A 26,142-nucleotide genomic window follows, 5' to 3' on the forward strand; every position below is an offset into this window, starting at 1 on the left:
GAAAAATTTCGCAGCCCTTTGGCTGCGTCACTGCGGATAAATCCTCAGTGACGCAGCCGCAAATTTATTTGTCAGATATTAATCTAAACTATAAAGACAATATTTAGTTGGATAAATTATGGCTAAACAAAGGAAGCGGTCAGTTTTTTCAATTAAAAATGAGTTAATAAAAAAATCACAAGAGGCGGCTTTGGCCGCAATTCAGCTTTACAATAATCCTCTTATAACATTTAAATCAGAATCATTTATTGTTCTGATGAACATTGCTTGGACATATCTTTTACATGCTTATTTCAGAAAAAATAATATTGAATATAGATATTATAACAGTCCAAAATCCAGAAAATTATTTATCAAAACTAAACATGGTGCCTATAAATATTGGGAATTGGAAAAGTGTTTAACCCATGAGAGTTGTCCTTTAGAGAAAGCAATCAAAGATAATTTGTTATTCTTGATTGGGATTAGGCATGAAATTGAGCATCAAATGACAAGTAAAATTGATTCGTTTTTTAGCGCAAAATTCCAAGCGTGTTGCATAAATTATAATTCTACATTGAAGAATCTATTTGGGAATGACTATGGGCTTGAGAAAATTACTCCGATTGCATTACAACTGTTTTCTTTTGGTGAAAGTCAAGTTGATGAACTAATAGAAAAAAAAGAATTGCCTAAAAATCTACTGGATTTTATTTCAGATTATGAAACAGATTGTGATTCTTTAACCGATTCAAGATATAGTTATCGAGTCTTTTATATGCGGATAAATACCAATCATGAAAATCAAGCTGATAGAGCTTACAGATTTATTGATGAAAAATCAGCCAGTGGAATGGCGATTGATAATATTCTCTTTAAATACAAACAATATAAAAAACTAACTCAAAATGAGGTAATAGATATTATTAAAAAACAGGGGAAGAATTTTGACAAAACAGCTCATCAAAATTTATGGAAAAGATTGTGGAAAGATGCAAGTACACGGAATATACAGGCAAAGCAATATGGCGAATTAGTCGTCAATAATCAGTGGTTGTGGTATCAAGAAACTTGGATTCCTAAAATTTTAGAACTGCTATCAGAATAGTTTCTTTTTAATTAATTCCGAAATAGTACAGTTTCGATGCACTCAAATGTTAATGTTGTGCTAGTAAATGCATTATATTATTCTAGCGGAGCAGGATTATTTACAATCTTGTTTGGAGTGTTGTTTTATTTATTAAGGATGTAATTGTGAAAAAATTGATTTTTATCTTATTGTGTTTTCCTACGATGATTTTTGCAAATCCAGCTCAAGAAAGTAAGAATATAGAAACATTTAAACAGTTGTGTAAAAATGGCAAAGATGTTTCTATGCGAGAGCATTATTGCAAACTTCTTGAACAACAAAAAAAAGCAGAAGCAATATTTAAAGATTTTGAGAAAAACAAATCATCAACTTAGTTGAGGGATTTTGAATAATTTTTATGGCATTGTCAGATATAGTGGCTTCACTTTAACTCAATGCCATTTCTAAGAGAATTCAATTCACTCAGCCCAAGATAATTCTGCTTAGCGATTGGTTGGTGAGCTTTTGTTTTTGTTTCATATGGATAAAATATGCCTGATCAGTCTCAAAGCAACCTGCAAGCCGGAGTAATTTCAAAGTTGCTATCAGTTGGTCATAAATCTCGATCAATTCAGCTAATTTAATACTTAGAGGGTTACATACAATAATCTTTGGATGAAACTGCATAACAAAATTGATTTGTTTGCCCTTAAACTCTTTTTTCTTAGCTAGCAATTCTTCAAATCGCCTAATTTCAGATGCAAATGCATTAGTTAGAGAATTGAGTTGTTGTTCCATCTCGCTCAGCATCTTAAGAGCCATGGGATTTGGTTTACGACTTTGCCCGATGGCAATATTCATCTTATGCAAAATAACATCAATAAATAGCCTATCCCCACTAATTTTTCTCTCGAATAATTTATACACCTCACGGGTACGAAGGTTTAAAGTAATTTCTGCTTTCATATTAATCTCCAAGGTTATCATCCAATTGGTTAATTGCACGAATAGCGCTTTTGATATCCTTGGGGGCTAATCCATCATTCACTGGTAAGGGTATTCTTACTTTGTATAGCTCTCCGCCATTCACTAGAACAAAGGCTTGCCCTTTGGGCAATGAGATAATGTCATTGACATCAATCATAGGTACTGCGGTGGTTTGTACACGATCTTCATTGGTGGTGTTAAAATAAACTCCATCCTCGCCATGGGGTGTGTCGTTGACCATGGACACTTGAGTGTGTTCGACTACGCCAATTTTTGGTAAAACTTTGACTAATAAATTGGCTGTTTCTTCATTTTTGACTCGTAACATGATGAGGGTGTTTAGATTTCCTTCAGTCACTTCTGCTTTGGCTTTTGAGCCTAGTGCCACCTCCATATCTTGTTTGGTCTGAGCATAAGCGGTGACTTGAAAACCGGCTCCACCTGCTTTATTTAAAATTTTGACAAACGAGTCTTGGATAATTTCAGAAAGCTCATCGCAATGGAGATTGAGACGGTAATTTGCGTTACTTTCCTTATATATTTTTCCAGCAGTGGATACTAAATCTGACAAAAAGGCTTTACCAACTGCTTGGGCAATATTGGGGTTTGTTAAGCTATCCAGTCCGATATAGATGACTTGTTTGTTTTTTATTGCACTCATCAACTCGATTTCACAATTGCTTTTATGAAATGAAAAGATCTTTGATGCATTACTTTTATTAATTTCTGATAACACAGGGCCGACACTGGCCGTGATTTTATCGTAATAATTTTTGTCCATGATGGCAGCATCAAACAGATCAATGAGTACTTGATCATGAAGGCTTTCAACATTGCCTGAAGTGATGGCTTTACTGATATGCTCTTGTAAATACTTCACCACAGCTTTTGAACGACTCATGGGCGGTGGTGTATTGCCGTATTTGTCCACACGGCAGTCATTATTAGCGATGATTTCTTCTATTTTTTCATGATAATTTGGATCGTGTGTGGGGAGTATGGCATCAGAGTAGGCCATTAGTAGTTGATCCAATCGATTGATGTAAAACCCTATAGAAGTATAAGAAATAAGTTGTTTCATTTCTTCAAGGCAGATCGCTACAATGTTCACGTATTTCCAGGCAAAGGCTGCAAACTGTTTTCCTTCGCCCTCAGCTTGAATCGCATCGGTAACACGTGTAGCAACCTCACTGACTTGATCATAGTTTTTGAGCGGATTGTAGTGAGCAGACAATTCAGGAAAACCTAAATGCACCACTCTAAAATCATGTAATCTGCCACTAGCCTTGCAGGCTGAGTACATATCACGAACTAAATCTAAATCTCCTTTGGGGTCAACGACAATCACTGCATCGCCATTTCTAATATCCTGATTGATTAGGATGCTTGCCAGGCGTGTTTTACCAACTCGAGTTGTGCCCACTACAAAAGTATGACCAACTCGAACTTCTTGCGGGATATAGACAGAACTATCTTTTTCACCTAACCCATGTAGGTATGAGCTGCCACCTACAGGTGGATCAGGTTTGAATGGATTGAACCTTGATGGGGTATTAAACAGTTGGGTCAATAATGAACTTTCGTGGTTTTTGCAATAATCACGTACTTTGCGATAGCACGTAATTCGTTGCATAAATAATTCATTTCTAATTTGTTTAATTTGATGTAATCGCTGCGTATGATGAGGCAACCAACGAAACCCTTTCCCAAGAAACAACCATTTCTTGGATAAAGGCACTTCCGTGGTGGACAAAGCATAATAAGGCATAGCAATAAGTCTGCGGTGATAACGCTTGATGCGGAAGGCCTGGCATCCTCTAACTAGACCCAATGTCATAAGGCTAAGTGCTGCATAGACTCCCATGTCTTGAGTGAGTAAAAACAGGTGTGGTTTGGCGACAGTCAGCCATGCCAGTGAAGTGCAGGTCAGAAAGGTATAGAATTCAGTGGGTTCACGCAAAAGGTTTTCAACGGGATATTGGCTCATGATTTATCTCCACCAAACCAGTAATTCAAAAAAGATTAGCGCCGCAAGCAGGTAATATTTTGCCTGCAAAGCCAATTTAATTTGAACCTCATCAAGTTCATCTTGGCGTTGGTTTATCATGCCTGTAATTAGTTTTGGCCAAGCCCAATACAGAACTAGATAAAACAGCATATGACAGAGTAAAAAACCTATTTGATGGGTTTTGAAAAAGTCATTCATGCTGCTAAATTCAGTACTGAATCGCATCAATTGAGGTGCTAATAACAAAAGCAATACCACTGGCAGAATGAATTTGCTTATGCCTATAATGGATTTATAGAATCGTTTATTTAACATGGAAAAACTCCTTATGATTAGGAAGAACAACCCAACACAGTCGGTGATTTGGAAGGGATTGAAAATATTTGGCAAGATAAGTCTTCTTGTTTTGCAAGCGATCGTTGCCTTTGCTTCCGATGAAAAAGATAAACCACACTATGTTGCGGGGAAGGCAACTGAACTTTATGAAGACGGTGCAATCAGTGGTTCTGAATACGCCAGACATATTCATGGAGACTAGCTTCACTTTACTTTCCCCATGCTGGCTAGTTTTGCACCTTGCTTGATAGTATCTACACCTGAGTTGGCAACTTTGTTACTGTGTTGCGCTGCGTCATTAACCAATGCACCAAGGGCTGCCCCTGCTTCTCCACCAAAATGACTGGACAATTTTAAGAGCAACATGGGTGCAATAAAGTAGAATAAAACCGCCATATTGCGCATGGCTGCAATGGCATCGTTTTGTCCTAAAGGATCAAGCACACTGCGTTCGACAAAACCCACCAGATGCCATAGGTATTGCAGGAATATCGCCATTATAAACAGACCGCAAATACTGCCTAACGCCTTAGGGTTATAACCACTTAGAGCCAAAATCACAGGAGTCAATATAATCAGGAAGAAATACAAAAAGGCCTGCATGACAGGTAGTGTTTGCATAATAGCTTCACGCTTTAATGGCGTTGATGTCCATGATTTTGTTAATTGCCCAATATTTACTAACCCATGAGAAATGGCACCACCAAAAGCCCCATTGGTATTTCCCATTAGGTTTTTCATACTGTTAGCCTGCATGTCGCGACTGTCATTAAGCAACATCTTGGCAATGTAGTCTTCTGAACTTAACTGCGAACCCCAAGCTTTAGGATGGTTATTTTTGAACGTACGTACCCTGTCCAAAACCGCGTAGTAATTCAGGTGGCTGTCAAAGACACTGGCGTTATTGGCTACTTGCACCAAATCTGTTTTGAGCTTTTTCCACCATTGATTGCAGGTGGGATAACCTTGCTCTGGCAGATGTTTGGCATCAATATCACCACGTTCTGCTGCTTTTTCGAGATTTTTGTTCGGGGCTTCGTTAAAGGTAAAGCCAGCTACGGGTTGTCTTGCGTAAATTTTATCATAGTATAGTGTTTGATAGACTTTGGAACCCACCCATTTTAAATCTTCTTCACCACCGTATTTTTTTAAAATGTCATTGACCTTGGTTTTGTCGTGCGGTTCATTATGATATTGACTTCTGGCCTCAAGGAAGCATTGTCTGTGAAAATTCAATGCTTGTTCACGAACATCGGCAGGTAAATAGGTGGAAATTAAATCGCCTTCAATCGCTTGTAAGCTGTCGGTGCAACCGGTCACTTTCATCAAGCCGTAGGTAATCCCTGACATGTAATTTTGCAAGAGTGCAAAACCAATAGGCATTTTGACATTAGGGGTCAGTACGTCTGCAAATGCTTCATCATAAGTAGTACTTGTATCTTTTAACGTAGAGGTTTTTGCATCTGTTCCTTTTTTTATACCGCACATGGGCTTAAAACTCATGGCTTTTTCTTCCAATGGCACGCAGGGGTAGATAAAGATTCCGCAAATTAGAAAAGTAACCGCTAATTCATAAAGAAAGTTGTTCAAAGCCTGTTCTGCAGCATAAGTTGTAGATCCAGGCAAGGCTAAAGCTGATTTTAAAAAGCGGTAAGCCACCATGAGAAAACCGAGAAACAGCAGTCCTGTTTGCCACAGGGCATTAAAAATTACCTCGTATTGTTGCCAGCCTAAATAGGTGGTGTACAAGGATAAAGGGCTAAATACAACCATGTTATGCTCCTTTGGAATCAGGTTTCACATAGACTGCGCCATTTTTAACTTGCGATTGTTCATGGTCATCACCAGGCAAGCCTTTGGCTATATCGGAACCTCGCATATCCATCAAAAGACCTAAGGTTTCAGTCATCATTTTTTTACGGACTTCGCTTTCAAAAGCTAAAGAATGAATGTCATCATCGAGTTTCTTTAAGGCAAATTTCACCATATCAAGCGCGGGCTTTAAGTTTTGTACTTCTTGTACTTGTAAACCAGCTTGTAAAATACGACGCATCATCAAGGCCTTATCGAGCATGTTTTGTACAGCAATTTCTTCGGCCAATTTGGAAACAGTCAATATTTGTTCTTCACGCGACATATGTTGTATGGTGATGATGATTTCATCTGTAATCATCAAGTTGGATGCACTAACCATTTTGAGTTTTTCTTCAGTCAACGGCCATTGCTTGTCTACTAGATTCCACAGTGCTTTAGACACATTGGAAGTACAGGTGTTGGAGCTGTCACAACTTTGCAATAACGCGGATAATCCAATGCCAGCTTTGGCATCGTGTTTGGTTTTATCTGCATCTGTAGCGGTGCTTACATGAATATCACCTAATACTTTAACTGCCCATTGACTGGCATCAGCAGGTGTTGGCCAAGTATGTGTCATGGGTGTTTTGGTATCTGGTTTTTTCTCATTATTAAGCGGTTTGCGATTCAGTAAAATGTTGTAACCCGCAATGACTACATCGTTAATGACTTTGATAGGCCGTTGGTATGTTCCACCAGCATTTCCGCTTTCCCGACCTATCCAGGGCAGTCCATATTCGTCACGTTTTTTAGCAATACTTTTAGCTGTTGAAGTCACATCTACATTTTCAGTTTTCGCTCGTTTTGCTGCTTCAAGCCAGCCTTGACTATCAGACACAGAAAGCATGCTTTCCATAGGCGATTGGCCTTCTTCCAAGGTCTTCTTCACATCCTGGCAGTCTTTGACTTTGACACTAAATTCATTCTGCGCGTAACTGGCCGTATTTTGCAGTACGTTATAAAGCGCAGGCATGGATTGTTGTAGCTTATACAGTGGAAAGCCTGCAACAGATCCTTTGAGGTTATCAATAATGCCGCCAGGAATATTCATGGCAGAAGACTTCATATCCTGAAAGGTATTGGTAATGGATACTACAGGATTAAACCCATTACAGGTAAAGCCAAGCCGCCCATCGACATTACCACCAATAGTGATGGTTTGGTCATTATTAACAGGGGGTACATATAGATTGGATGAGCCACCCAACTTGTAATAATAATCCGATTCATTAGGCATAAAAGAACTGGCAAAGAGCATTTTTGGTAGCATCAATGCCAGTAAAGACATAGACAGTTTGTGCATGATTAACTCCTATCGTTTTTGAGGATGTCCCACTTTGGGGAATGAAAGTGCATGAACCAATTTCCCTTCATGGGCAATACAGCCTCGATATTTTCGCCAAACTACAAAGACATAATTTCCATTTCCTGCTTTGTCATCTTCTACATCCATATCGCTGGTATCATTAAAGTTGATGTTGCGGTTTTTGGGGTATACTTCCTGCCAGATGATGTTTTTGTTGTGGCCATCGAATATGACATTGGCTACTATGCAATTAGCACCACAAGAATTACTGGTGCTCTGGGCCACGTGAAGACTGTTTTTATTGGTCACGATGTCTGCTGCATGAAGGGCTACAACAACGGATGCTCTAAAGCGTGAGGGCTGCGTGACTCGCATAAGCCTTGGGATTTCATGTCCCCACGACTGTGTTGCGGATCCTATGTCGTGGTTGAATAACAGATGTGGATGAGTTGCCATATAAGCAATTTCAGCAAGCTCAGTGCGGTCTGATACGGCATCAGCCTCACTGATGTAGTAAGGAGAACCAAAACGTGTTTCAGGTTTATGTGACAAATAAGGGAAACGATAAAGACCTGCAGGGCTGCCAATTACATCTACAACCCGTGTGCGTTCTTCATTGATGTGCATGGCTGAGGTTTGTCCTGCATCATCGCCAAACCCTAGCGCTGAACCAGTCGCTAGTCGATAGGTTTTTTGATACAAGGCTTGGCTTGCCGGGTTTTCATAAAGGGCACGCGCTTCAATCCATGGGTTGGTTTCGGGGCGATTGGCCACTGTGACAATTAAGTCAGGTAAAAACTGTTCGATTGCAGGAACAGCTACCAGCTTAGGCGGAAATTTTCCTACTGCCCAAGTACAGGAACCAATTACCTTGTAGTGACTGTTGGTAAAGATTCTGCCCAATACCTTGGTGGCAATACCAAAACTGCTAATAGGATGGGGTGGCTCTATGCTTTCTCTTGCATGGATGGGTAAGCTAGTCATCATAGAAATAAGCATCATGATTTTTGCTTTGTTTTTTATTCTCGAGTTGTTCTGCAAGTAATTCAGCGGCTTTAAGGACATCATGTTGTTTCTCCAGAGTATGGCGCTGTGCTTTTTCTGATTTTTCAGTCATTAAAAGAGCAAGCAAGTAGCGAGGTGGAATGACACGAAATAATCCTTGATAACGTGAGCCTAATAAAACCGCTTCTGCATATAAGCCTTTTTGCGAATCAATATCTCTAATTAAGGCTTCTTGTTGTGGAGTTAATGATTTAAAGCGTTTGACATCGCTAATTTCCTTTTCATCAAGGCCTAATAAAATCCAGGTTTCAACTAGCGATAAAATCTTGGTGGCTTTTTCCGAATTCATATCGGTGACGTTTTGGGTAATAGCAACCAGCCAAAGACCTAACTTTCTGGCTACTTTGGCAACCAGTAAACACACGGCCACTACTGAAGGAATTTGAAATTGCAAATGAGATTCATCAATAAAAAGAAAGGTTGGTCTGTTGTCGTTTTGAGTGGATTCTGCCATAGCCAATATTCTTGGTAATAAAGACACCATCACTAAAGCGAGCTTTCCGGTATCATCTTTAATCGCGGAGATATCAACATGGAAGATATCAAAATCTCCTAAAGGTTCAGTTGGCACATTAAAAAAGCGTGATTTGGCGCTGTTAATGACATAACTGTTTAATCGGTCGTGCATATCCAAAATGCGGTCTTTTTTGCGAGGAACTGTTTCTTTATCCAGTCGCCGTTTAAAGCTACTTATAATATGCTCAGTTAGCATTTGCGGGATATCATGATTAAAAGACGTTAAGATGGCATCACTTAAGACTTCGATTAACAGTGTTTCATCGGCCAGAGTAAATTGCTCTTCTTCCAGTGCATTGGCTTCAGTAATCATGGTACGCAACGCTAAGGCCAGCTCTGCTAGATACGAGCGAGAGCCATCATTACAGGCCAACTCTTCTGAGCTGGCAGGCTGTTCGAGATTTTCTTTGATTGTTCTAATTTTTTGCGCAATTAAGGTTGCTTGTTCTGCACTCAGACTGTCCGTAATTTCAGGAATGGCTTTATAAGCTTCACAAAATGGATTTAATGGAACGGCTTCATTTTTCTTATTGCTAAGTAATAACTGCTTTGTTTTTTTGCCATGCGCTTTGGCATGAAGGAGCATACGATCAAAAGAATTACCCATTTCAAAAAGAATGATGCGGGCATTTTTAGTGGCCATCAGCGAATTAATCATCCAGCCTGTAGCCACTGATTTGCCGCCACCGGAATTAGCAAACAAGGCCATGTGGGAGTTTTGGCTGATAAAATCATGATGCAACACATCGAAGAGTATTGGTTCTCCCAAACGGTTAAAAAAGGTGAAACAGGGAAGGTGTCTTGCCCCTTGATTACGTCCATATATAGGCAGTAAAGAGGCTAATTCGGATGCATACATCAATCGGTCAAAGCGCAAGTATTGGCGAGCATATTGTGGATTGAAATTAAAAGGTAAGGCATTGAGATAACTGTTAATGGGATGAATGTCGAAACAAGAAGAAATCAAAGGCATTTTGGCTTCAATGAATAATTCTTTTAGTTCTTTTTCAATGAGTACTGCTTGGTCTTTTGTGTTGGCACGATAAAAAATGGATTGATTAACCCAAAACAGACGGTTTCCTATAGACAATTCATCTCGTGCGGTTTTTATGTCTTCTCTGACTTGTGAAGGTTTAAGGCTTGTCCCTACTACACCTTTTTCAAGACGCATTAGATGCGCGTCTAAGGCTTCATCATTTTCAAAGATAACCTGAATGGTGTAGGTAGCGCCTTCAGGCAACTTATCTAAAAGTGCATACCGATGTTTGGGATTGGCTTGTGGTTTTTCACGAGATAAAAGACCAATTTCAGGCGCTTCTTTCAGCCCATCAATATAAAGAATACGATGGACCATCTCATCAAATATAAAACCTTGCTCGTCACTTTGTGGTTCATGAAACAAAACATTCTGGCTTAGGGTATAACCTGCGGGTTTTTTGTCTTTAGGATAAGGAAAGCGAGCTAATAGTTCTTCGGGGTTGGCTGCAAACCAACGCACCAACCACTGATAATAATCTTTACCGGTTAGTTGTTTTAGTTGAAGACCAGGTGATAGTAATTTGCTTTCAATTTGAGCCATGACTTCCTGATGCTCGGCAAGTGCCAGCTCTCTGGTGGTTTGCGTTTTTTGATAGAGGCGATAAAATAAAACCCTGATTCGTCTTCGTCTGCCGCGATAAGGTGCATCGGTTTTGGGATCAACAAACAATCCTTCGGGTCTTGTCATCTTACAAAACAGATCATCCAACCTTGCCAAATAGTCAAGAGTAAAGGATGTTTCAGCAATGTCTGGTGCAATGCTTTGTTGAATATGAGTGAGAACAGGTTTCAAAGTGTATTCGTCATTGACATACATTTGCATCACCCAGGGATCTTCTTTGTGCAAAGGGACTACCGTGGCAAAAGTATCTCGAATTTTGCTAAACACTGCGTGTAAATGTTCAGTAGAGGCGGCCTCCGCTGGAATGGACGCTAATTCAAAACCTGAACCAATGCTGACTCCATCATTGAGTAAAAAAAAATTGAGCTCATCATTGAAATCCACCATAGACAATTGATTGGCAAAGGAAGGGTTGTGATTCTCAAATCTTTTTTTTATGTTTTGTTGCGTTAATGCTGGTTTATTGGGTTGTCCTAACAGCCAGTCACTTATTTGGCTGAATAATTTCATTATTTACCTCTTAATAGTGTTCGGAAGCTAGTGCAAATTGATTTTGTTTGTAGAGAAAAAAGGCTGTGGTATAGCCTGGTTTTAACAATTGCTCATCACCAATGACAGCAACATGAGGAAACACATAAATCGGAACTTGTGGGTTATCCAAAGGCTTGAACAAATGTTGGATCTCGTTGGAAGCATCTCGTGTATACCCTGAATAATTCACGGTCTTCGCCTGTCTTTTAGGTACAGACCAGCCAGGCATGGCATCACCTAAGCTTTGCTGATAAAGTTGGCTAACAGTCAATCCTCCTTCGGGAATAGCCGTGGAGCCAACTGTCTTTGAGGCGCAAGCACTAAGCACCAAGACGCTACCTAAGGCTAAAATCGTGTGCAGTTTGTTGTAAATGGCCATAATCTAATACTCTCCCATTGGTTTCTTTATCAAGGTTGATGGTTTGTGTGACGTGAAATGAAAGCTGTGTTGGTCTGTATCCTTGAGATGCTGGAACGAAAACCATGTCGAAACTGCCTTGAATGCGTTTTTCCAGCCAATCAGCAGCTTTGACTGTTCCCTGGGAAAGCGCACCACCCAAGGCATAATTGCCCATAGAACCGGTAGGGATACCGGTTGCACCATTGGCATTGGCGGTATAAGTCATTTGCCACTGAGACAGTGCATTACCAAACCCTTTAATCCCATCGGAAGCCACGAGTGCCGTAAGTACTCTTGGAGCATTAGTAAAATACTGGCCTTTAATGCAGGGATTACCAAAAGCGGTGGTGAGATAACCTAAACTTTCGTTATTGACCATTTCAGCTGTTCCGGTCATCTGCTCTTTACCCACAGTCACAAAATGGCCGTCATCAAAAACAAACAAAGCAGAGGTCACATAGGCTCGAACACAGCTGATGTTATCCAAAAAAGAACCAACACCGATTGCATAACCATTAACTTTCATACCTGAAATATTGGGAGGCAAAGGGATACCATTAGCAGCCATTAAATCACCACGATTAATAATGGCTGAGAAGGGAAATAAAGGCTGCATGAGTTTGCCTTCAACTGGCACCTCACCAATCAGTGCCGATAACAAGGTAGTTCTGCCTAAATCAGAGCCTGCTGGAATGGTGTAATAGGGGATACTTTTTTTATCTATACTGTTTAAAGCTGCTGTTTTAACTTTTGGGGTTAATGCTTGCTTTTTTTTCTTTAATCCCTCCCAATAGGCTTGTTCATTAGGATTACTTTCACGTTTCATTAATAAAGCATCGATGTCCTTAACACTTTGTTCTTTGGCAAGAGTCGATTCTCCATTGACGGTGTAGGGTTGAGAGTTTTGTTGGGATTCCTGACTGGTTTTGACATTGGCCAATTCGGATTTTAGTTGTTCTATTTCTTTAATCACCTCAGGATTATAAGAAGCCTGCACATTTTCTTTTTTGCCTCTGAGTTGCTTGTTTTCCGATTCAAGATTGGCAAGTTTCTTTTCGGTTTCCTGTAGTCTTGCAGCAACATCACGGATGTTGTCATTAAACTGGCTGGCAATGGCTTCATTCAGATTATTGGGATCGGTGCGAGTGACTTCGGGTTCACGGTCATGATGTTTGCCATTTATCATAATGAGTGCAACAACAGCGATCACCGTTACGGTTAATATTTTGAGTCCAGCATTTTTTTTCATCGTACGTACTCCCGACTTGCGGAAAGCGCTGTACCAAAGGGCCTGTCTGATACCAGAAATACCGTAGTGGACTCTTTATTGCTACGAGGTGATAAAGTGTTGGTGGGGTAAAAGGTAGCGGTTTGCCAGTTACCCATCATTTGGCGAGGATCAACAATTACTTCCTTGTTCAGCAGGTTTTTCAATTCCACCGCAGTTACATAAAATGCACCACCATGCCATGAAATCAATGGTCTTGCTTCGATGCTGGCACCATAAAAAAGCCTTACTTGTTTTCGGGTTTGCATAGGAACACGCCCCACACTATCAGGAATAACCAACAGTCTTTGTGGGGCATACAAAGATTGGATGGCAAAGCGCGTCAGTGTTACTGCATTTAAATCCAGCGGGTTAACCACTTCTTGAGGGGAGTTGGTATTTTCTTTGGATTCCAAAAGTACTTCTATTGGTTTTACATCATGAGTTTTATCATTAACGCTTAAGTTTAAGATAATGACCTCACCTTGAGGCATGAGCTGCACCAAGAGCCTTTTGTTTTTAAAAACGTCCTTGCCTTTCAGATACAAAGCATCCTGAATTTTCAAAAGCGCGGTTTGAGAGGCTGCTTCATTATCTACAATACTAATGGCTTGAGGAAAATGGATGAGCCTTTCCTCATTCAAGGATAGTTCGACAGGGATGGGTGTTTTATCCCACAAGACATGTTCTGCATCCAGAGCTAGCGCGTATTGGCTGCTAATTAAGGCAATTATGGTGAGTAACCATTTAGTTGTTGTCATGTTGTGTACCTCTTGTATTGGTTGCCAATAAATCGGTGATTAGTGTTTCTGGTTGGGTGTAACCATCCAATGCCAGTTGGAAAGGATTTTGTAAGCGCGAGAGATTGACCTTGACCACACGTACATGGTAGTCCACAATCTTGTCTGCAATGACCATGGGGCTATCGTCTTTTAGGCGCTGGGTAATGCGTAAAACCAGATGAACTTCCCATGTGTTATGAGCGATTACTTTGACATCTTCGTTTTCCATAAACCGATAAAGACTTGCCACTTGTATTCGATTAAAAAGCTGAGCATCCTTATAAGCAATCAGAGTCTTATCCATTAATGCCTGGTAGCGCGGGGTGAAGTAGTAATGGAAACCTGAAAGATTAGTAGCAAATTCTTTTTTACCACCTTGTGACCAGGTGTTTAAGGTAGGTAGCAGTGTGGCAACAAAACCCTGAACGTACTCTTTGGGGATGGCATTTTCCTTGATTAATCCACCGTTACTACTCATAGAAGGTGTTAACCAAAACTCAAAACGATTGGGTATTTTGGCCAATGTGATGATGAGGCCAAATACAATCATAATGAGCACGGACACAAAGGCCAATAATAAGCGATTGATATGATTTAAACTGTCTACTTTTTTCCAGTAATGAAACATGGGATTACCTCACAATCTTGGATTTTTGCCAGGCACCTTGATGGTGAATGTAGGGGGAGCGTCTTAACCCCCACTTTGCCATCAACAACATGGTTTTTTTCATTAAACAGCCGTGAGGTTTACCTGCTTTAATAGCAGCTGCCCGTTTAGGACAAAAAGTAATGGATACAACAAAACCCACAATGAAACCAACACAGCCGAAGGCCAGCGGGTAGCCAATAAAAAGCCCTGCCAAGGTGCATCCCATACTAATCAGCGGTGTTGTTATCACTACTATCCAGAACAACTCTCTGAGGCTTAACCCTTTATAGGCTTCATAATCAAACGACAGATGACGTGAGGAGGGTTGATTCATGAATCCCCCTAAATCTTGAATTTGGTAATCATGCTGTAGCCGACATAACCTGCTACAATACTGATGGCAAGATAAGTAATCCCCATCACCGCAAACGTACCAAAGGCCACCATAGAACCATCATTTTTCTTGGATTCTTCAATGCCATGCTGAATGGTGGTGATGAATTTAATAAAACTCATGACAGCAGCAATAAAAAGCAATAATCCCAGGCCTTGACGAACATAGTTACCTGTAACTGTCATCATGCTTTTATTACCATCACTGATGTCATCGGCATTAGAGATTTTTGGAAACCAGTTGTCGGCAAACAATGCAGGCGCATAATTTAAAGTAATGAGTCCTGCACCCATTCGTTGCCCCCATTGTTTGACTCCTGCAATTGACTTTTTCATGATTAATTCCCCTTAACGATTAAAATTAGAATGAATAAACAAAACCCAAGAACAATGCGGATTAAGCGGGAACCTAGAAGGATAAGAAATCCTTCTTGTTCTTTTTCTGTATTGCCCATGAATTGATTAATGCACCAAATAAGGCCAATAATGACTAGCATGATGGCGACAAATCGGATGCTGCCGGAAAAGGCACTTGCAGTTGTATCGCCAGCTGCTTGTTTAAAACTGGAAGCAAAAGTTTTGGCAATATCTACTTTGCTCATAGTCACTTTCCTATAAAATCCAACGCTAACGGCTTGATGGTTTTAGGTTCAATGGCTGGTTTATTGATGTAATCAATCAGCGCATTACGAATGGACAGTAAATCGGTACGAAGGCCTGCGTGTATTTTTCCTTCAGAGCCTTCAAAATGTTCTATATGCAATTGGATGCGGGTATTGGGTTCAATTTCCGTTTTTGCTTCATCAAGCAAAGGCATGATGGCATTAATCTGATTAATTATTCTGACCAGCGTTTGGTTGAGTGCATCGTCACTCGCATGAGAGGCCATTGGCAGACTTAATATGAGTAATAACAATAATCGTTTCATGTTTTTCTCCTACAAATATTTTTTAAATCGACTTGCGGTGATTGAAACCATGATGCCTAATAATAGGCTTGCAGGTACAAAAACAAAGGCAGGCGTGATGCTTATGGGCAGCGCAAGCCATAAGCTTAATAACAGTAAAAGGCCTCGCTTGGCGTGGCGATTGAGTTGGTGAAAGACATAAGATGATTCACGGCCTAATGATTCGGTACGGATAGCGCGTTGACTTAATCCATCGACAAGTCCAACAACGGTCATTAATAAAAACAAAGGGATAGCCGAAATCAAAATAACCAATTTGATGAACATCACTTGTGTAGTTAATCCCATCAGTAACCAAACTTGATTGGCAATTAGGATAGAATCTTGTGCTATTTCATTTAAATCGTTGCTTTCATCAGGCATCACCTCAACCAGTCCTTTTTTAATCAGGGAGCCTGTTTGCGCCGCTTTGTTGGCAACACCTTGAGTAGGAATGGTTTTTAACCAGGATTTAATAGTGTTAGCAACCATCACTCCGTTAAATGCCGTAATTGCTTGTGTTTGTTTTTGAGAAAGTGTGGTAACTGAACTAAACGCTTTTTCAAACCCTAAACAGCACCAAAGACTGGATACCCACCCCATCAGGATTAACCAGTCTAATAAAACAAGCAGCATAAAGCTCATGACTGTTTTTTTGGATGGTTTGGGCGTTGCCGTCCTTATTGCCATAATTCCTCCCCAAAGAAAGCGAGTGGGTAATGGGTTTCTTGAAAGAGTTCCATTAAGTCATCAACGTTAGCCGGTAATAAAGGCGCTTTGGTGAGGCGTTGTAACGCTTGAAGTTGTTCACTGGTATTAATGTTGGCGACAAAGCCCAAGGCTTGTGCTTCTTCCAGCTTTTTCGCGTTTTTTTGCAACCAGTGGTAAGAGTTCGTATCATCCCCAATGATGAACACAGGGTTTGAGAAATTAACGAGCGTGAGTGTTCGCTTTTCTACTTTGCCAGCAGTGGCTTTACTTGATACGGGCAGTCTTGCATCCAACTTTTCTTGTAGTTTTAAAGATTCTTCGGTGATCTGAGCTTGGCTTTCTTTAATGAATTGCTCCATGTTAATGGCTTGCCAGGCATAGCAGGAGGTAATCATCAACAATCCAAAGAGTATGGCTGAATTTTTCATATTAAAACTTCCCTAAATCCACAATGCTGGAATGACCGTTTTGGGAGAGTAGCAACATCGGTAGTGACTTTTTGATCTTGAGAGATTGGTAGCTTAGTTCGCCGTGGTTAAGGGTAATACGGCCACCATTTACAAGATGTTGTGGTATTTGATGTTGATTTCCCCAGATTTGGATGGTCGTATCATTCATGTCTAGTAACATCAAATGCAACCGTGAATTTGGTGTTTGCTCTATGGCATCAAAGAGCATCAGCAAAATGGTTTTTACAGCATCTTGTTCTTTGATAAAGAAATACAGCGTATCGCCCTGGCTTAATTGCACCGGTTTGTGGGCATAGGGTGAATAAGGAGATGGGTCAAAATCACCAACCACAGGGACATTAACAAACAACTCGTTATAGGCCTTGTAAAAAGCATTGTTCCAGGCAATATTTTTAGCTACTTTCTGGGCTTCCTGTCTTGCTGCTAATTCTGCAAAATGGTTGCGTTCGGTTTCATTTCTGGCATTAATACCCAGAATATCAATAGGAGTTTGTCTTAAGCCTTTGTAGTAGAATTTACTTTTATTTTGCATGAGCAGGACATAACGTTTTTCTTCATCAGCTGTTAATCCCCACACTTTAGCTTCATGCAATTGGGTATCGGTCAGTGTAATTTTATTGATGTTTTGCTCTGAGGTCAGATCGTCTTCATTAGTCGTTAATCCTGTTCTTGCCAATGTTTTATCTTCAATGGCAAAGTGATTTAAGGGCTGTTGATTTAATCCTGGAATAGTCAGATCAGCATGTACTGCATGACAGGCTAATATTGGAATCAGGAAAGCAGAATACTTAAGCATCAGATTCCCCCTGCAATACATCCATCTTCACCACAACATGCTCTTTATTACCGTTTTCCAATTCCATGCGTTGTAGACCGAAGTCAATACTTAATACTGTCCAGCCAGCTAATTGGTCGCTTTTTTCCAGAGGCACTGTCTTAAAGTTATAAGCCACTGTAGCCACACTGACTTGCTGAATGCTGTCTATACTAATGACTTTAAACGGTAAGGTGTTAATGGGCAGGTATTTAATGGGATGCTGCTTTTTATTCAAAGACCTCACCATTTCACGCAAGACATCCAACTTTTGTGTTAATTCAGTACGATTATCATTGATCAGGCGATTAATATCTGTTTCATTATGATTTTTGAGCTGTTCAATCAAGGAGGTCAGTTTATGAAAATCCTGGTTAATCGCGGTTAAATCTACTGTCTCAACGGGCTTTTTAACTTCCTCGTGCAAAGCACCAAGCTGTGCTTGCAACGTATCAAGACGATGTGAAATAACATCTGAATCATTCATTTTATTTGTTGGAAAAGAGTTAATGCCAACAATGACACCCGCCAAGCTTAAACCTGCTGCCAATAAATACTTTAAGGTTGTTGCGCGATTGATCATGATTTACCCCCATTTCGCACTCCAGCTTTTAATTTGAAATTTACCTGCCGCAATAAGGGATCTTCGATCAAGACAAAAGATTGTTGGCCAACAAGGACTTCAAGACCGTCCTTAACAGTCAAAGGGCCGAGGTTTCTGTCAATCTGAGGTAAGGCTTGGCGCATGACAGTTTGCAGGCTTTCAGGTTGTTTTTCTTTTGATACCAGAGAAAATCCTGAAAACTTTAACCACCATTCAACTGCCTGACCTATGGTTTGTACTTCTTGAGGAAAATGGACTTGTTGAATGGCGAGGAGTGGATTGATCTGTGCTGCCAGTGGTTTGTTAGCAACGGTTGCATAGCGGTTTATCTGGGTAACATTGGCTGCAAGAGAGCAGAGTGATGTTAGACCCAGTGCGCCAATTAAAGATATTTGAACGCTAATTTTCATTTTGATATCTCTTTATCGTTGTTTTGAGGATTGGTTTGTTTTCTTAAAAAAATTTCTTTTCGATCAACATCAATATGAGCTGGGGCCTTAATGCCTAAAGCGACTACACCTCTTCGTTGATAAATGACGTGTATTTCAATCTGTCCTTTATCGATCACTATTTGCTCACCCTTTTTTCTTGTCAGTACCAACATTATTTTTCTCCGGTTATTTTTATTTCATGTTTAAGATTGCTTTTATTTTTTTCAGGTGTGCGTTGGCAACAACAGGGTCACAAGGTTTGTAAGGTTCTCTGTGAAAACACTGTTTTTTTCTGGATGATAGTTGCTTACAACACTCAATAAATTGCGCCAGCGCAGGCGGCATTTCGCGGTTTTTAAGACACTCATCAATTGCTTGCTCAATTAACTGCACATCGAATCCTTCTAGTGCTTTTGACCATTCTTGACGTGCAAAATTTGAATAAGCTTCATTCTTGAATTGGCTACGCCATATGTGTCCATAGAAGGTTGAAAATTTCAGAAACAGTTTGTTGACTTGCTCAATGCAATTTCCAGAGGTTTTGGAACTCCGCGTCACTGAAACTTGGGCTTTCACGCAACTCTGTAGTCCTGATGCTGTTTGTAGATGATGCGTATTTACGATTTGTTTCATGGATTGCATGGTCATACTCCTTGGCTTCAAGATTTGTTGATGTTGTTTCCCAGCATCGCTGTGTTAACCAATTTGCTGGATACTTCCAGGACGGAACCCAAACTCCTTCGACGCGTTTTTTGGTCTCAAGTTGAATTTGTTCGGTTAAGCGGGCTATGATTTGCTGGACTAAGCTCTGAGAAGGCTTTAGTTTTTTAAATACCTCAAAAGCGTTTTCTTTTTCTTTTTTCAGAGGGTACAGATCCCAGAAGACATCAAAGGCTTGTGATAAAGAAATAAAAAAATAATTATTATTATCTTGAGGAGTGGCGGGTTCACCCTTTGGGGTTGTGTCGGGATCTAGTTTATTCGTATTGGATTTTGTTGAGTCTAATAGACTTTTTTGTGGTTCTTGAGGTGCGCTATAGTCATGTGTTTTTATGGCGGCTTTATTATGAACAGAATCATGCCTGCCCAGTAATAAACAACGTAAAACAAGCTTCCTTTCCCAAGACTGGATTTGAATTAACCCCGCCTTCTCAAGCCCTTTCAAAGCACGTCGCAATTGATCCTTACTTGGACTGCCACTTTTAATACCAGAATGAGGTTCTATGTAAAGCGCTTCACTCAATGATTGATAACTAATACCACGACGAATACCGACTAACCCTGTTTTGTAATCAACGTAGGGTTTAATGCCTTGAAGATAAGTTAATTGTTGTAGATAAGGTAAACCACTGAGTGCAGAAAGTTCCTGATGGGTGATAATAAAAAATTCCATAGCATGACCTATTATCAATGAATAAAAATGAAAAAAATAAAACAGGATGTGATTTTTAAATAAAATTATGATTAAATATGGTAAGTATCACTAATTTATAAAACACAAAACGTTTTAATTAATTCATAATATAAAACGAAACGTGTTTTTGTCAATGGGTATGTCTTATTTTTTTGAAGGATCACAATGGATATTAGAGAACAAATAGGTAATCGTATTACCAAAGCTCGTAAAGAACTGGGTATTACGATTAAAGAATTAGCAGCAAGAACAGCAGAACTATCTCCTGCAAGAATTAGTAATTGGGAGCAAGGAACGCGAAGCCCTGGGCCGTTGGAAGCTAAATTGCTTGCAGATCAGTTAAATGTATCTGCTTCTTATTTGTTATGCTTAACGGATAATCCTCAAGGCGATTTGATTCAGAATCCTGATAATAAATTTCGACACATTCCTATATTGAGTATGAAAGATGCCCCACATGCGAGAGAAATTTTAGGACAGCAAGACACATTTGCGTATGAGAAAACAGTTGTCATTGATAATTTTAATTTATCCCTCAAAAGCGCTGTATTATTTGCAGCTGCCGTTGAAGATAGCAGCATGCAACCTGAACTCAATCCGGGTGATATAGTAATTATTGATACTCAATTGCAACCCAATCCAGGTCAATATGTCTTGGTTTATCTAACAGAGAAAAAACAAACTGTACTGCGTCGATATGGTGAAGCAGATGGTTGTCTATTTCAGTTGTTGCCGAATAGCGAATTATGGGCCACGGTAAGTATCAAGCAGGCTAATGAGGCTCAGCTGATTGGTGTTGTTATTGAAATCAGAAAATATTTGCGGTAGTTAAGAAAAGTCCCATTATCCTTTTAATATCATGGAGTTCGGAAGAACTTGAAAAAAGGAGCACCTAATCCACAGAACGCTATATTATCTAAGACTGGTAAAGATGCTATTCCTCATGGATGTGTTATTGCCATTCGTGAAATCAATGAACAAGGCTTATTATTTTTTACTCAACGAGGAACCAGAAAAATTCCTCAACGAATGGTCTTTTATACTTATAGAACCGATAAAAATGATCCTTTTTCTTTTGGGGACCTTAGTCTTATTTTAAGGCCCCTGTGAATTCATAATCCAGCAAGATCTTTATGAATTTACTGTGACTCCAAACGGAACAAACAGTGTTTTCCCATCGATTTGTACTTGAACAAACATTTTAATAAATCCTACTTTGTTGGGCTCTATATGAAATAGCAATTCAGGTCCTCCTCGTTCAGTATTATTTGTAGGTTCCTTGCCCATTGGATGAACATGAGTTACTGTTTTAAAGTCCTCATTAAAACCAACGATGTGAGCATAAGCACCCATAATGGGTTCTAAGGTATGAACTGGGTTTTCCTTTGCATCGGTGATGTCAATTTTGCCCATGACTGCTTGACCGACGTGCAATGGTGTTTTATCGAAAGACAATTTGAATTGGTAGCCATCAACACTACTTTCAAATAATGGTTGTCGATGAATAGGATTTCCCAATCTCTTTTTGATCTTTGGGAAGGGTAAATCAACAACTACATATTCTTGGGTTCTTGTATTAGTCGGTATCAGATCAGCCCATGCTCGATAGGAGGCGTTCTTAAGAGTAGGGTGCCATTCAAATTGATAGATACCTGGTTTCGTTGTTTCGACTGGATGGACATGACTGTAGTCACGGAGGTTATCATCGATAATCAACAAATGAATCTTTTGTGTATGTGCTTCAATAAGATCGTTTAAGGTGATTGGTTTATTGCTTTTGGTGTCAATTAATTTGATTAACACCAGTTTCTTGTCCTTTTTATCCTTTATCTCTTGAATAGATAATTGCATGGTATTTTTTGATTTCAAAGAATGTGTTGCTTGATTGTTCATCATGCGTTGATTGGGCTTTTCGGAGAAAGCAGTAGGATAATATAAGTTAATGAATATCAAGCTCATTAGGGTGATGGCACATTTCTTCACAATATTTTTGTCTCCAAGAAAACCAATTGGTTATAAAATAATTTCTTATAGTCCTATTCTTTATGCTATTTATTTCGATCAGCACATAGAATGATATCATGATTGTCCTTTTAAGGCAGGCATTAAATATAAGTAGAGGTATCCTAGATGTTTGTTTGGTCACTTTATGTTGCTTTTAATGGTTCATTCGATCATTGGATGTCGTTCAGAAAGCAATGTACCTTTTCCAAAAAAATGATGGTTAGGAGCGTCATTGATGTTATTGATTGAGGTGATGAATTTGATGTGATATGTGTCAATTAATTAGTGTCCTATTTCGAAAATCCAGCGCCAATTTCGAATCGGTTTAGGACACGAAAAAGTGAGCTAAAATCAATTCAGCTATCGGGTGTGACCTCGCATTAATGTAATAATATTTCCGAGCACTCTCTTTCTGTGCACAATTTAAAATCACATAGCTCTTTATATTTTCAATTAATTCACATATAATTCTTTCTTAAATTATCCCCAGTGAATAGAATTAAGGTGAACGTATGCAATCCAAATTCGAGAAGTTTAATGAATTACTACCAGAACTTAAAACTGAAACCGCTCAAAATTTATCAAACCGTGATTTAGTAAACTTAGCTCAGACATCAAAATATCATTTGGCTTTGTTTAAGCCTATGATTGATGTTCGTAAATTATTGCATCATGTGACACGCGGGGAACATGATGCGGTTAAAGCAATGCTAAAGAAGGACATGAGTTTAATTTTTAAAAGGGGCGCCGTTACGGATTGTTCTGGGCGAGAATTTGAGAACATAAGTGGTTTTGAATATGCGCTGTGGGCCCTGGATAAACATATGTGGGCAGCAATGATTGCGTGCATCCCTCAGAATGAAGAAGGCAGAAAGGTATTCGCACAATTGATTGCTCAATACAACAAAGTGAACGCAGACGGAGTCACTTATAAGCTTAATGGGAAAACAATCACTGAAAAGCATTTTGATTTCAATAATACCATCATGAAAGAGCTGCAAACACAAGTGGACTCAATAAACGCACCAGGGGATAAAAATTGGGATGCCATTGATAAGCAATGGATAGAAGGTGCAGGTAGTGCCGAAAATCTTTTTCCTATACATGTTGTCTATGAGTACTGCTCTGATGAACCTTTTTATCCTGTGCCGAAGTTTACCTCCCAGCCGAAATCATCGAAACAATTCTATAATTGGACTACTAAAAAGGATGAAAATTGGTTTAGTGTTGATTCTAAGTTGTCGGTTGATTTTGCAATATATAAAGGTGGGGCCGCGGGCCCCTGGACCGGCCGGTGGGGTCGCGTGCCGGTGCTGGGGTGGGGTGTTGCGTCGCGGTGGGCGGTTGACGACGATTTGATTGCCATGACGGCATTATGTAAAGTAAGAACAAACGATTTTATCGATCTTAAATCGCAACTTGAAGAACAGATGACGTTGGATAAGCATCACCTGGTGTCTCAGATTTGACCGAATTGACATCATGTCGATGAAGAAGCCCGGCGGCGTAAGCCGCCACATGCTCATCCCAGCATGAGTCCAAAAACCATAAAAGCAAGTCCTGGTATAACCAGTATGCTGTTGTTCTCACCCACCACATACACCATCGATGCAAGTAACTGATGATTCGCCGGGGAGAAACCCCAGTGCGACACGAGGTCGCCAAATAGAGCTGTGGTACTTGATAGAAGATACCACCATCCATACGACTGGGTGAACCTACGATCCTGAATAAAGAGCGGGTCGGACAATGAGGCGAAGCGTGCAAACGCGGGATTTAAAAACGCGAGTGGCAAATCCTCCTGGAAGTCGTAATCCGGGTAAGCGCTAGGTAATAGATATGTCGAAGACATCTGAAGCTGCAATTTAAAAGACCGTCATCTCTAACTATGGAAAACGACTGAATCACCATGGGAAACAGAGGGAGGAGGAATCCGTGGGGCAAATTCCTCGTCGTCAACAACACCTCTCGGTCTACAGCAGACGGCTAAGTCTATGTGCTTTATTGGCGGAACGTGGAAACTCTGTAATGCTCCTTTAGGAATAAAGGTAGGTGAACCGTAAGGCGCACTAAAGCACTGCAGAAACAGGATGTCCAAGTAAGCAAATGCCGATTTGTAATGAATCGGATACAAGTGTAGATCACTTGGCACGAAAGTGAGCCCACTTTGGACTGGTTCAAAATAGCGAGATAATTTGGAGAACTGTAAGTATGGGGAAACGCAAATGACGGTGAAACAACTCACTGGTGCATCTCCAACAGAGCGTCATCAATCTTGGCAAGAATTACCTTGGTCAAAGATAAATGCGCATGTATTTCGGCTCCAAATGCGTATCGCCAAGGCAGAGAGGGAAGGCAGAACAGGCAAGGTGAAAGCTCTGCAAAGACTGCTCACCTCATCGTTTTACGGAAAGTGTCTGTCTGTAAAACGTGTAACAAGCAACGTCGGCGCAAAAACTGCTGGTGTAGACGGCATCACTTGGAGAACTCCACAAAGCAAAATGCAAGCAGTAAATTCTCTCTCAAGAAAGGCCTACAAGCCGTTACCTTTAAGGCGAATTTACATTCCAAAGAAATCTGGGAAGCTACGACCACTATCTATTCCAGTCATGAAATGTAGAGCGATGCAGGCGTTATGGCATGCCGCTCTTGTGCCTATTGCTGAAGAAAGAGCGGATAAAAACGCCTACGGTTTCAGGCCAAAAAGATCAGCCCACGATGCAATAGAACAATGTTTCTGCGCATTGTCTCACAAACATGCGGCGACTTGGGTATTAGAGGGTGACATCAAAGCTTGTTTTGATCGCATCGACCACAACTGGTTATTAGAGAATATCACGATGGATAAGGTAATCCTCAGGAAATTCCTAAAATCAGGTTATGTCGACGAAGGAGCAACCCACCTAACCGAATTAGGAACACCTCAAGGCGGTATTATTTCACCCACTCTTGCGGTCATGGCCTTATCAGGTCTAGAAAGCACGCTGATAAATACAGGTGAGACACAAAGAACTCGGCAAAAGAAAAAGATCAATATGATCTCCTATGCCGATGACTTCATTGTCACTGCATCCAGCGAGCAACTGCTACGTGATGAAGTAATCCCATCCCTTGAAACAGCCCTGAAGAAAGTAGGACTTGAACTCTCCCGCGAGAAAACCAAAATAACCCAGATTCAAACAGGATTCGATTTTCTTGGATTCAACATTCGAAAATACCCGAATGGAAAATTGCAGATTAAGCCATCAAAGGCCAGTATTTCAGCATTTATAAAAGATATCAAAAACTGCATTACGAAGTGTGCTGTACTTCCAACAGAACAATTAATCCATCTATTGAATCAGAAAATCATTGGCTGGACTAATTATTACAGAAGTGTGGTCTCTTCTAAAGTGTTCTCCGCGATAGATCATGAAATTTTTATGGCTCTCAAACTGTGCATGTACAGGAAGCATCCCAATAAAGGACGATGGTGGATTATGCGAAAGTACTTCACTACGGTGGGAGGTGATCAATGGCGCTTTTACTGTACTGTGAAAGATAAATCTGGTAATAAAAAGCCACTTTATCTCAAGCAGGCCAGCGAAACTTTGATCCGACGTCATAAGAAAATCAAGGCAGATGCCACGCCATTTGATCCTCGCTTCAAAGACTATTTTGAACAGCGGTTCAAGGAACAAAACAACAGATATATACGCGCCAACAGCTCAAAATCTGCCGGGTTGAGAATCATTCAGCCTTATGCGAGCTTGAGCGGAGTGCGGTGAAAGTCGCACGCTCCGTTCTTAGAGGGCCGCCTCCCAGCAATGGGAGGTAGCTACTCGACTCTTTGACCATCCATTTAACTTGCTCGCGCGCTTTGCGCAATGTTCTTGCATGAGGAGCACTGTGTGTTTGCAAAAGAGGCTGCTCTTCGGGTTGTCAAATAGTCTCTACCCCCCCCCCC

The 26,142-nt window shown here is 40.2% G+C and carries 31 protein-coding genes; 7 read left to right on the forward strand and 24 right to left on the reverse strand.

Annotation, left to right across the window (positions count from 1 at the left end):
• The first annotated feature begins 118 nt into the window (after window positions 1–118).
• On the forward strand, window positions 119–1,087 hold the full coding sequence (locus Lrub_RS03720) for a DUF3644 domain-containing protein (protein ID WP_058530869.1): 969 nt from the start codon (window positions 119–121) through the stop codon (window positions 1,085–1,087).
• Window positions 1,088–1,233: 146 nt separating this feature from the next.
• Window positions 1,234–1,443: a hypothetical protein gene (locus Lrub_RS03725; RefSeq protein WP_025519966.1), complete on the forward strand. Its 210-nt coding sequence runs from the start codon at window positions 1,234–1,236 to the stop codon at window positions 1,441–1,443.
• An 88-nt stretch (window positions 1,444–1,531) separates the two neighbouring features.
• Here Lrub_RS03725 and Lrub_RS03730 read toward each other — a convergent pair whose 3' ends face one another.
• Genes Lrub_RS03730 through Lrub_RS03740 form a run of 3 tightly spaced genes read right to left on the reverse strand, consistent with a single transcriptional unit; the run spans window position 1,532 to window position 4,358 of the window.
• A complete protein-coding gene (locus Lrub_RS03730; RefSeq protein ID WP_058531532.1) occupies window positions 1,532–2,014 on the reverse strand; it encodes an AcaB family transcriptional regulator in 483 nt (160 codons plus the stop codon).
• Window position 2,015: 1 nt separating this feature from the next.
• Window positions 2,016–4,022 carry a type IV conjugative transfer system coupling protein TraD gene (gene traD, locus Lrub_RS03735; protein ID WP_058530870.1) on the reverse strand — a complete coding sequence of 669 codons (2,007 nt, stop codon included), beginning with the start codon at window positions 4,020–4,022 and terminating at the stop codon, window positions 2,016–2,018.
• A gap of 3 nt (window positions 4,023–4,025) precedes the next feature.
• Complete coding sequence (locus Lrub_RS03740) at window positions 4,026–4,358, reverse strand: hypothetical protein (protein ID WP_058530871.1); 333 nt, start codon at window positions 4,356–4,358, stop codon at window positions 4,026–4,028.
• On the opposite strand from Lrub_RS03740, the gene Lrub_RS03745 reads away from it, so the two are divergent.
• Window positions 4,357–4,581 (forward strand): hypothetical protein, encoded by a 225-nt coding sequence (locus Lrub_RS03745; protein ID WP_237760745.1) that lies wholly within the window; start codon window positions 4,357–4,359, stop codon window positions 4,579–4,581. The genes Lrub_RS03740 and Lrub_RS03745 overlap by 2 nt on opposite strands.
• Window positions 4,582–4,583: 2 nt before the next feature.
• Here Lrub_RS03745 and Lrub_RS03750 read toward each other — a convergent pair whose 3' ends face one another.
• The 20 genes from Lrub_RS03750 to Lrub_RS03845 form a co-directional block, all read right to left on the reverse strand.
• Window positions 4,584–6,152: a conjugal transfer protein TraG N-terminal domain-containing protein gene (locus Lrub_RS03750; protein WP_058530872.1), complete on the reverse strand. Its 1,569-nt coding sequence runs from the start codon at window positions 6,150–6,152 to the stop codon at window positions 4,584–4,586.
• Between the two features lies 1 nt (window position 6,153).
• Window positions 6,154–7,536, reverse strand: coding sequence for an integrating conjugative element protein (locus Lrub_RS03755; RefSeq protein ID WP_058530873.1), 1,383 nt, complete (start codon window positions 7,534–7,536; stop codon window positions 6,154–6,156).
• A gap of 9 nt (window positions 7,537–7,545) precedes the next feature.
• Complete coding sequence (locus tag Lrub_RS03760) at window positions 7,546–8,541, reverse strand: TIGR03756 family integrating conjugative element protein (RefSeq protein WP_082651435.1); 996 nt, start codon at window positions 8,539–8,541, stop codon at window positions 7,546–7,548.
• Complete coding sequence (locus Lrub_RS03765) at window positions 8,516–11,290, reverse strand: conjugative transfer ATPase (RefSeq protein ID WP_058530874.1); 2,775 nt, start codon at window positions 11,288–11,290, stop codon at window positions 8,516–8,518. The genes Lrub_RS03760 and Lrub_RS03765 overlap by 26 nt, the downstream gene beginning before the upstream one ends.
• A 10-nt stretch (window positions 11,291–11,300) precedes the next feature.
• Window positions 11,301–11,690: a TIGR03751 family conjugal transfer lipoprotein gene (locus Lrub_RS03770; protein WP_058530875.1), complete on the reverse strand. Its 390-nt coding sequence runs from the start codon at window positions 11,688–11,690 to the stop codon at window positions 11,301–11,303.
• A complete protein-coding gene (locus Lrub_RS03775) occupies window positions 11,647–12,960 on the reverse strand; it encodes a TIGR03752 family integrating conjugative element protein (protein WP_058530876.1) in 1,314 nt (437 codons plus the stop codon). Before Lrub_RS03775 ends, Lrub_RS03770 begins: the two co-directional genes overlap by 44 nt.
• On the reverse strand, window positions 12,957–13,739 hold the full coding sequence (locus tag Lrub_RS03780; RefSeq protein ID WP_058530877.1) for a TIGR03749 family integrating conjugative element protein: 783 nt from the start codon (window positions 13,737–13,739) through the stop codon (window positions 12,957–12,959). Before Lrub_RS03780 ends, Lrub_RS03775 begins: the two co-directional genes overlap by 4 nt.
• Window positions 13,726–14,388 carry a DUF2895 family protein gene (locus Lrub_RS03785; protein WP_058530878.1) on the reverse strand — a complete coding sequence of 221 codons (663 nt, stop codon included), beginning with the start codon at window positions 14,386–14,388 and terminating at the stop codon, window positions 13,726–13,728. Before Lrub_RS03785 ends, Lrub_RS03780 begins: the two co-directional genes overlap by 14 nt.
• Window positions 14,389–14,392: 4 nt before the next feature.
• On the reverse strand, window positions 14,393–14,743 hold the full coding sequence (locus Lrub_RS03790) for a TIGR03750 family conjugal transfer protein (protein ID WP_058530879.1): 351 nt from the start codon (window positions 14,741–14,743) through the stop codon (window positions 14,393–14,395).
• Between the two features lie 8 nt (window positions 14,744–14,751).
• On the reverse strand, window positions 14,752–15,138 hold the full coding sequence (locus Lrub_RS03795; protein WP_016356960.1) for a hypothetical protein: 387 nt from the start codon (window positions 15,136–15,138) through the stop codon (window positions 14,752–14,754).
• A 2-nt stretch (window positions 15,139–15,140) separates the two neighbouring features.
• Complete coding sequence (locus tag Lrub_RS03800) at window positions 15,141–15,404, reverse strand: hypothetical protein (RefSeq protein WP_014843982.1); 264 nt, start codon at window positions 15,402–15,404, stop codon at window positions 15,141–15,143.
• 2 nt (window positions 15,405–15,406) lie between these two features.
• Window positions 15,407–15,730: a hypothetical protein gene (locus Lrub_RS03805; RefSeq protein ID WP_058530880.1), complete on the reverse strand. Its 324-nt coding sequence runs from the start codon at window positions 15,728–15,730 to the stop codon at window positions 15,407–15,409.
• Window positions 15,731–15,739: 9 nt separating this feature from the next.
• Window positions 15,740–16,438 (reverse strand): TIGR03747 family integrating conjugative element membrane protein, encoded by a 699-nt coding sequence (locus tag Lrub_RS03810; protein WP_058530881.1) that lies wholly within the window; start codon window positions 16,436–16,438, stop codon window positions 15,740–15,742.
• Window positions 16,429–16,887 carry an integrating conjugative element protein gene (locus Lrub_RS03815; RefSeq protein ID WP_058530882.1) on the reverse strand — a complete coding sequence of 153 codons (459 nt, stop codon included), beginning with the start codon at window positions 16,885–16,887 and terminating at the stop codon, window positions 16,429–16,431. The genes Lrub_RS03810 and Lrub_RS03815 overlap by 10 nt, the downstream gene beginning before the upstream one ends.
• A gap of 1 nt (window position 16,888) precedes the next feature.
• Window positions 16,889–17,725: a TIGR03759 family integrating conjugative element protein gene (locus Lrub_RS03820; RefSeq protein ID WP_058530883.1), complete on the reverse strand. Its 837-nt coding sequence runs from the start codon at window positions 17,723–17,725 to the stop codon at window positions 16,889–16,891.
• On the reverse strand, window positions 17,718–18,326 hold the full coding sequence (locus tag Lrub_RS03825; RefSeq protein ID WP_058530884.1) for a hypothetical protein: 609 nt from the start codon (window positions 18,324–18,326) through the stop codon (window positions 17,718–17,720). The genes Lrub_RS03820 and Lrub_RS03825 overlap by 8 nt, the downstream gene beginning before the upstream one ends.
• Window positions 18,323–18,757 (reverse strand): PFGI-1 class ICE element type IV pilus protein PilL2, encoded by a 435-nt coding sequence (gene pilL2, locus Lrub_RS03830; protein ID WP_058530885.1) that lies wholly within the window; start codon window positions 18,755–18,757, stop codon window positions 18,323–18,325. Before pilL2 ends, Lrub_RS03825 begins: the two co-directional genes overlap by 4 nt.
• Window positions 18,754–18,951 (reverse strand): carbon storage regulator, encoded by a 198-nt coding sequence (locus tag Lrub_RS03835; RefSeq protein WP_015961504.1) that lies wholly within the window; start codon window positions 18,949–18,951, stop codon window positions 18,754–18,756. Before Lrub_RS03835 ends, pilL2 begins: the two co-directional genes overlap by 4 nt.
• Before the next feature lie 19 nt (window positions 18,952–18,970).
• Window positions 18,971–19,171, reverse strand: a complete 201-nt coding sequence (locus Lrub_RS15040) for a hypothetical protein (RefSeq protein WP_237760746.1) — start codon at window positions 19,169–19,171, stop codon at window positions 18,971–18,973.
• A 127-nt stretch (window positions 19,172–19,298) separates the two neighbouring features.
• Window positions 19,299–20,171: a hypothetical protein gene (locus Lrub_RS03845; RefSeq protein ID WP_058530887.1), complete on the reverse strand. Its 873-nt coding sequence runs from the start codon at window positions 20,169–20,171 to the stop codon at window positions 19,299–19,301.
• 186 nt (window positions 20,172–20,357) lie between these two features.
• Between Lrub_RS03845 and Lrub_RS03850 the strand changes: the two genes are divergently transcribed.
• Together Lrub_RS03850 and Lrub_RS15045 are read left to right on the forward strand one after the other, a co-directional pair.
• Window positions 20,358–21,020, forward strand: a complete 663-nt coding sequence (locus tag Lrub_RS03850; protein ID WP_058530888.1) for a LexA family transcriptional regulator — start codon at window positions 20,358–20,360, stop codon at window positions 21,018–21,020.
• Window positions 21,021–21,068: 48 nt separating this feature from the next.
• On the forward strand, window positions 21,069–21,302 hold the full coding sequence (locus Lrub_RS15045; protein ID WP_237760747.1) for a hypothetical protein: 234 nt from the start codon (window positions 21,069–21,071) through the stop codon (window positions 21,300–21,302).
• Window positions 21,303–21,323: 21 nt separating this feature from the next.
• Here the strand turns inward: Lrub_RS15045 and Lrub_RS03855 are convergent, their stop codons facing one another.
• Window positions 21,324–22,175: a hypothetical protein gene (locus Lrub_RS03855; protein WP_058530889.1), complete on the reverse strand. Its 852-nt coding sequence runs from the start codon at window positions 22,173–22,175 to the stop codon at window positions 21,324–21,326.
• A 533-nt stretch (window positions 22,176–22,708) separates the two neighbouring features.
• Here Lrub_RS03855 and Lrub_RS03860 point away from each other — a divergent pair.
• Both Lrub_RS03860 and ltrA read left to right on the forward strand, forming a co-directional pair.
• Entirely contained in the window at window positions 22,709–23,665 is a 957-nt protein-coding gene (locus Lrub_RS03860; protein WP_058530890.1) for a hypothetical protein, read from the forward strand.
• Between the two features lie 756 nt (window positions 23,666–24,421).
• A complete protein-coding gene (ltrA, locus tag Lrub_RS03870; protein WP_065235711.1) occupies window positions 24,422–25,963 on the forward strand; it encodes a group II intron reverse transcriptase/maturase in 1,542 nt (513 codons plus the stop codon).
• Window positions 25,964–26,142 lie beyond the last annotated feature (179 nt).

The sequence above is a fragment of the Legionella rubrilucens genome (assembly GCF_001468125.1).
GTDB classification, from domain to species: domain Bacteria; phylum Pseudomonadota; class Gammaproteobacteria; order Legionellales; family Legionellaceae; genus Legionella_C; species Legionella_C rubrilucens.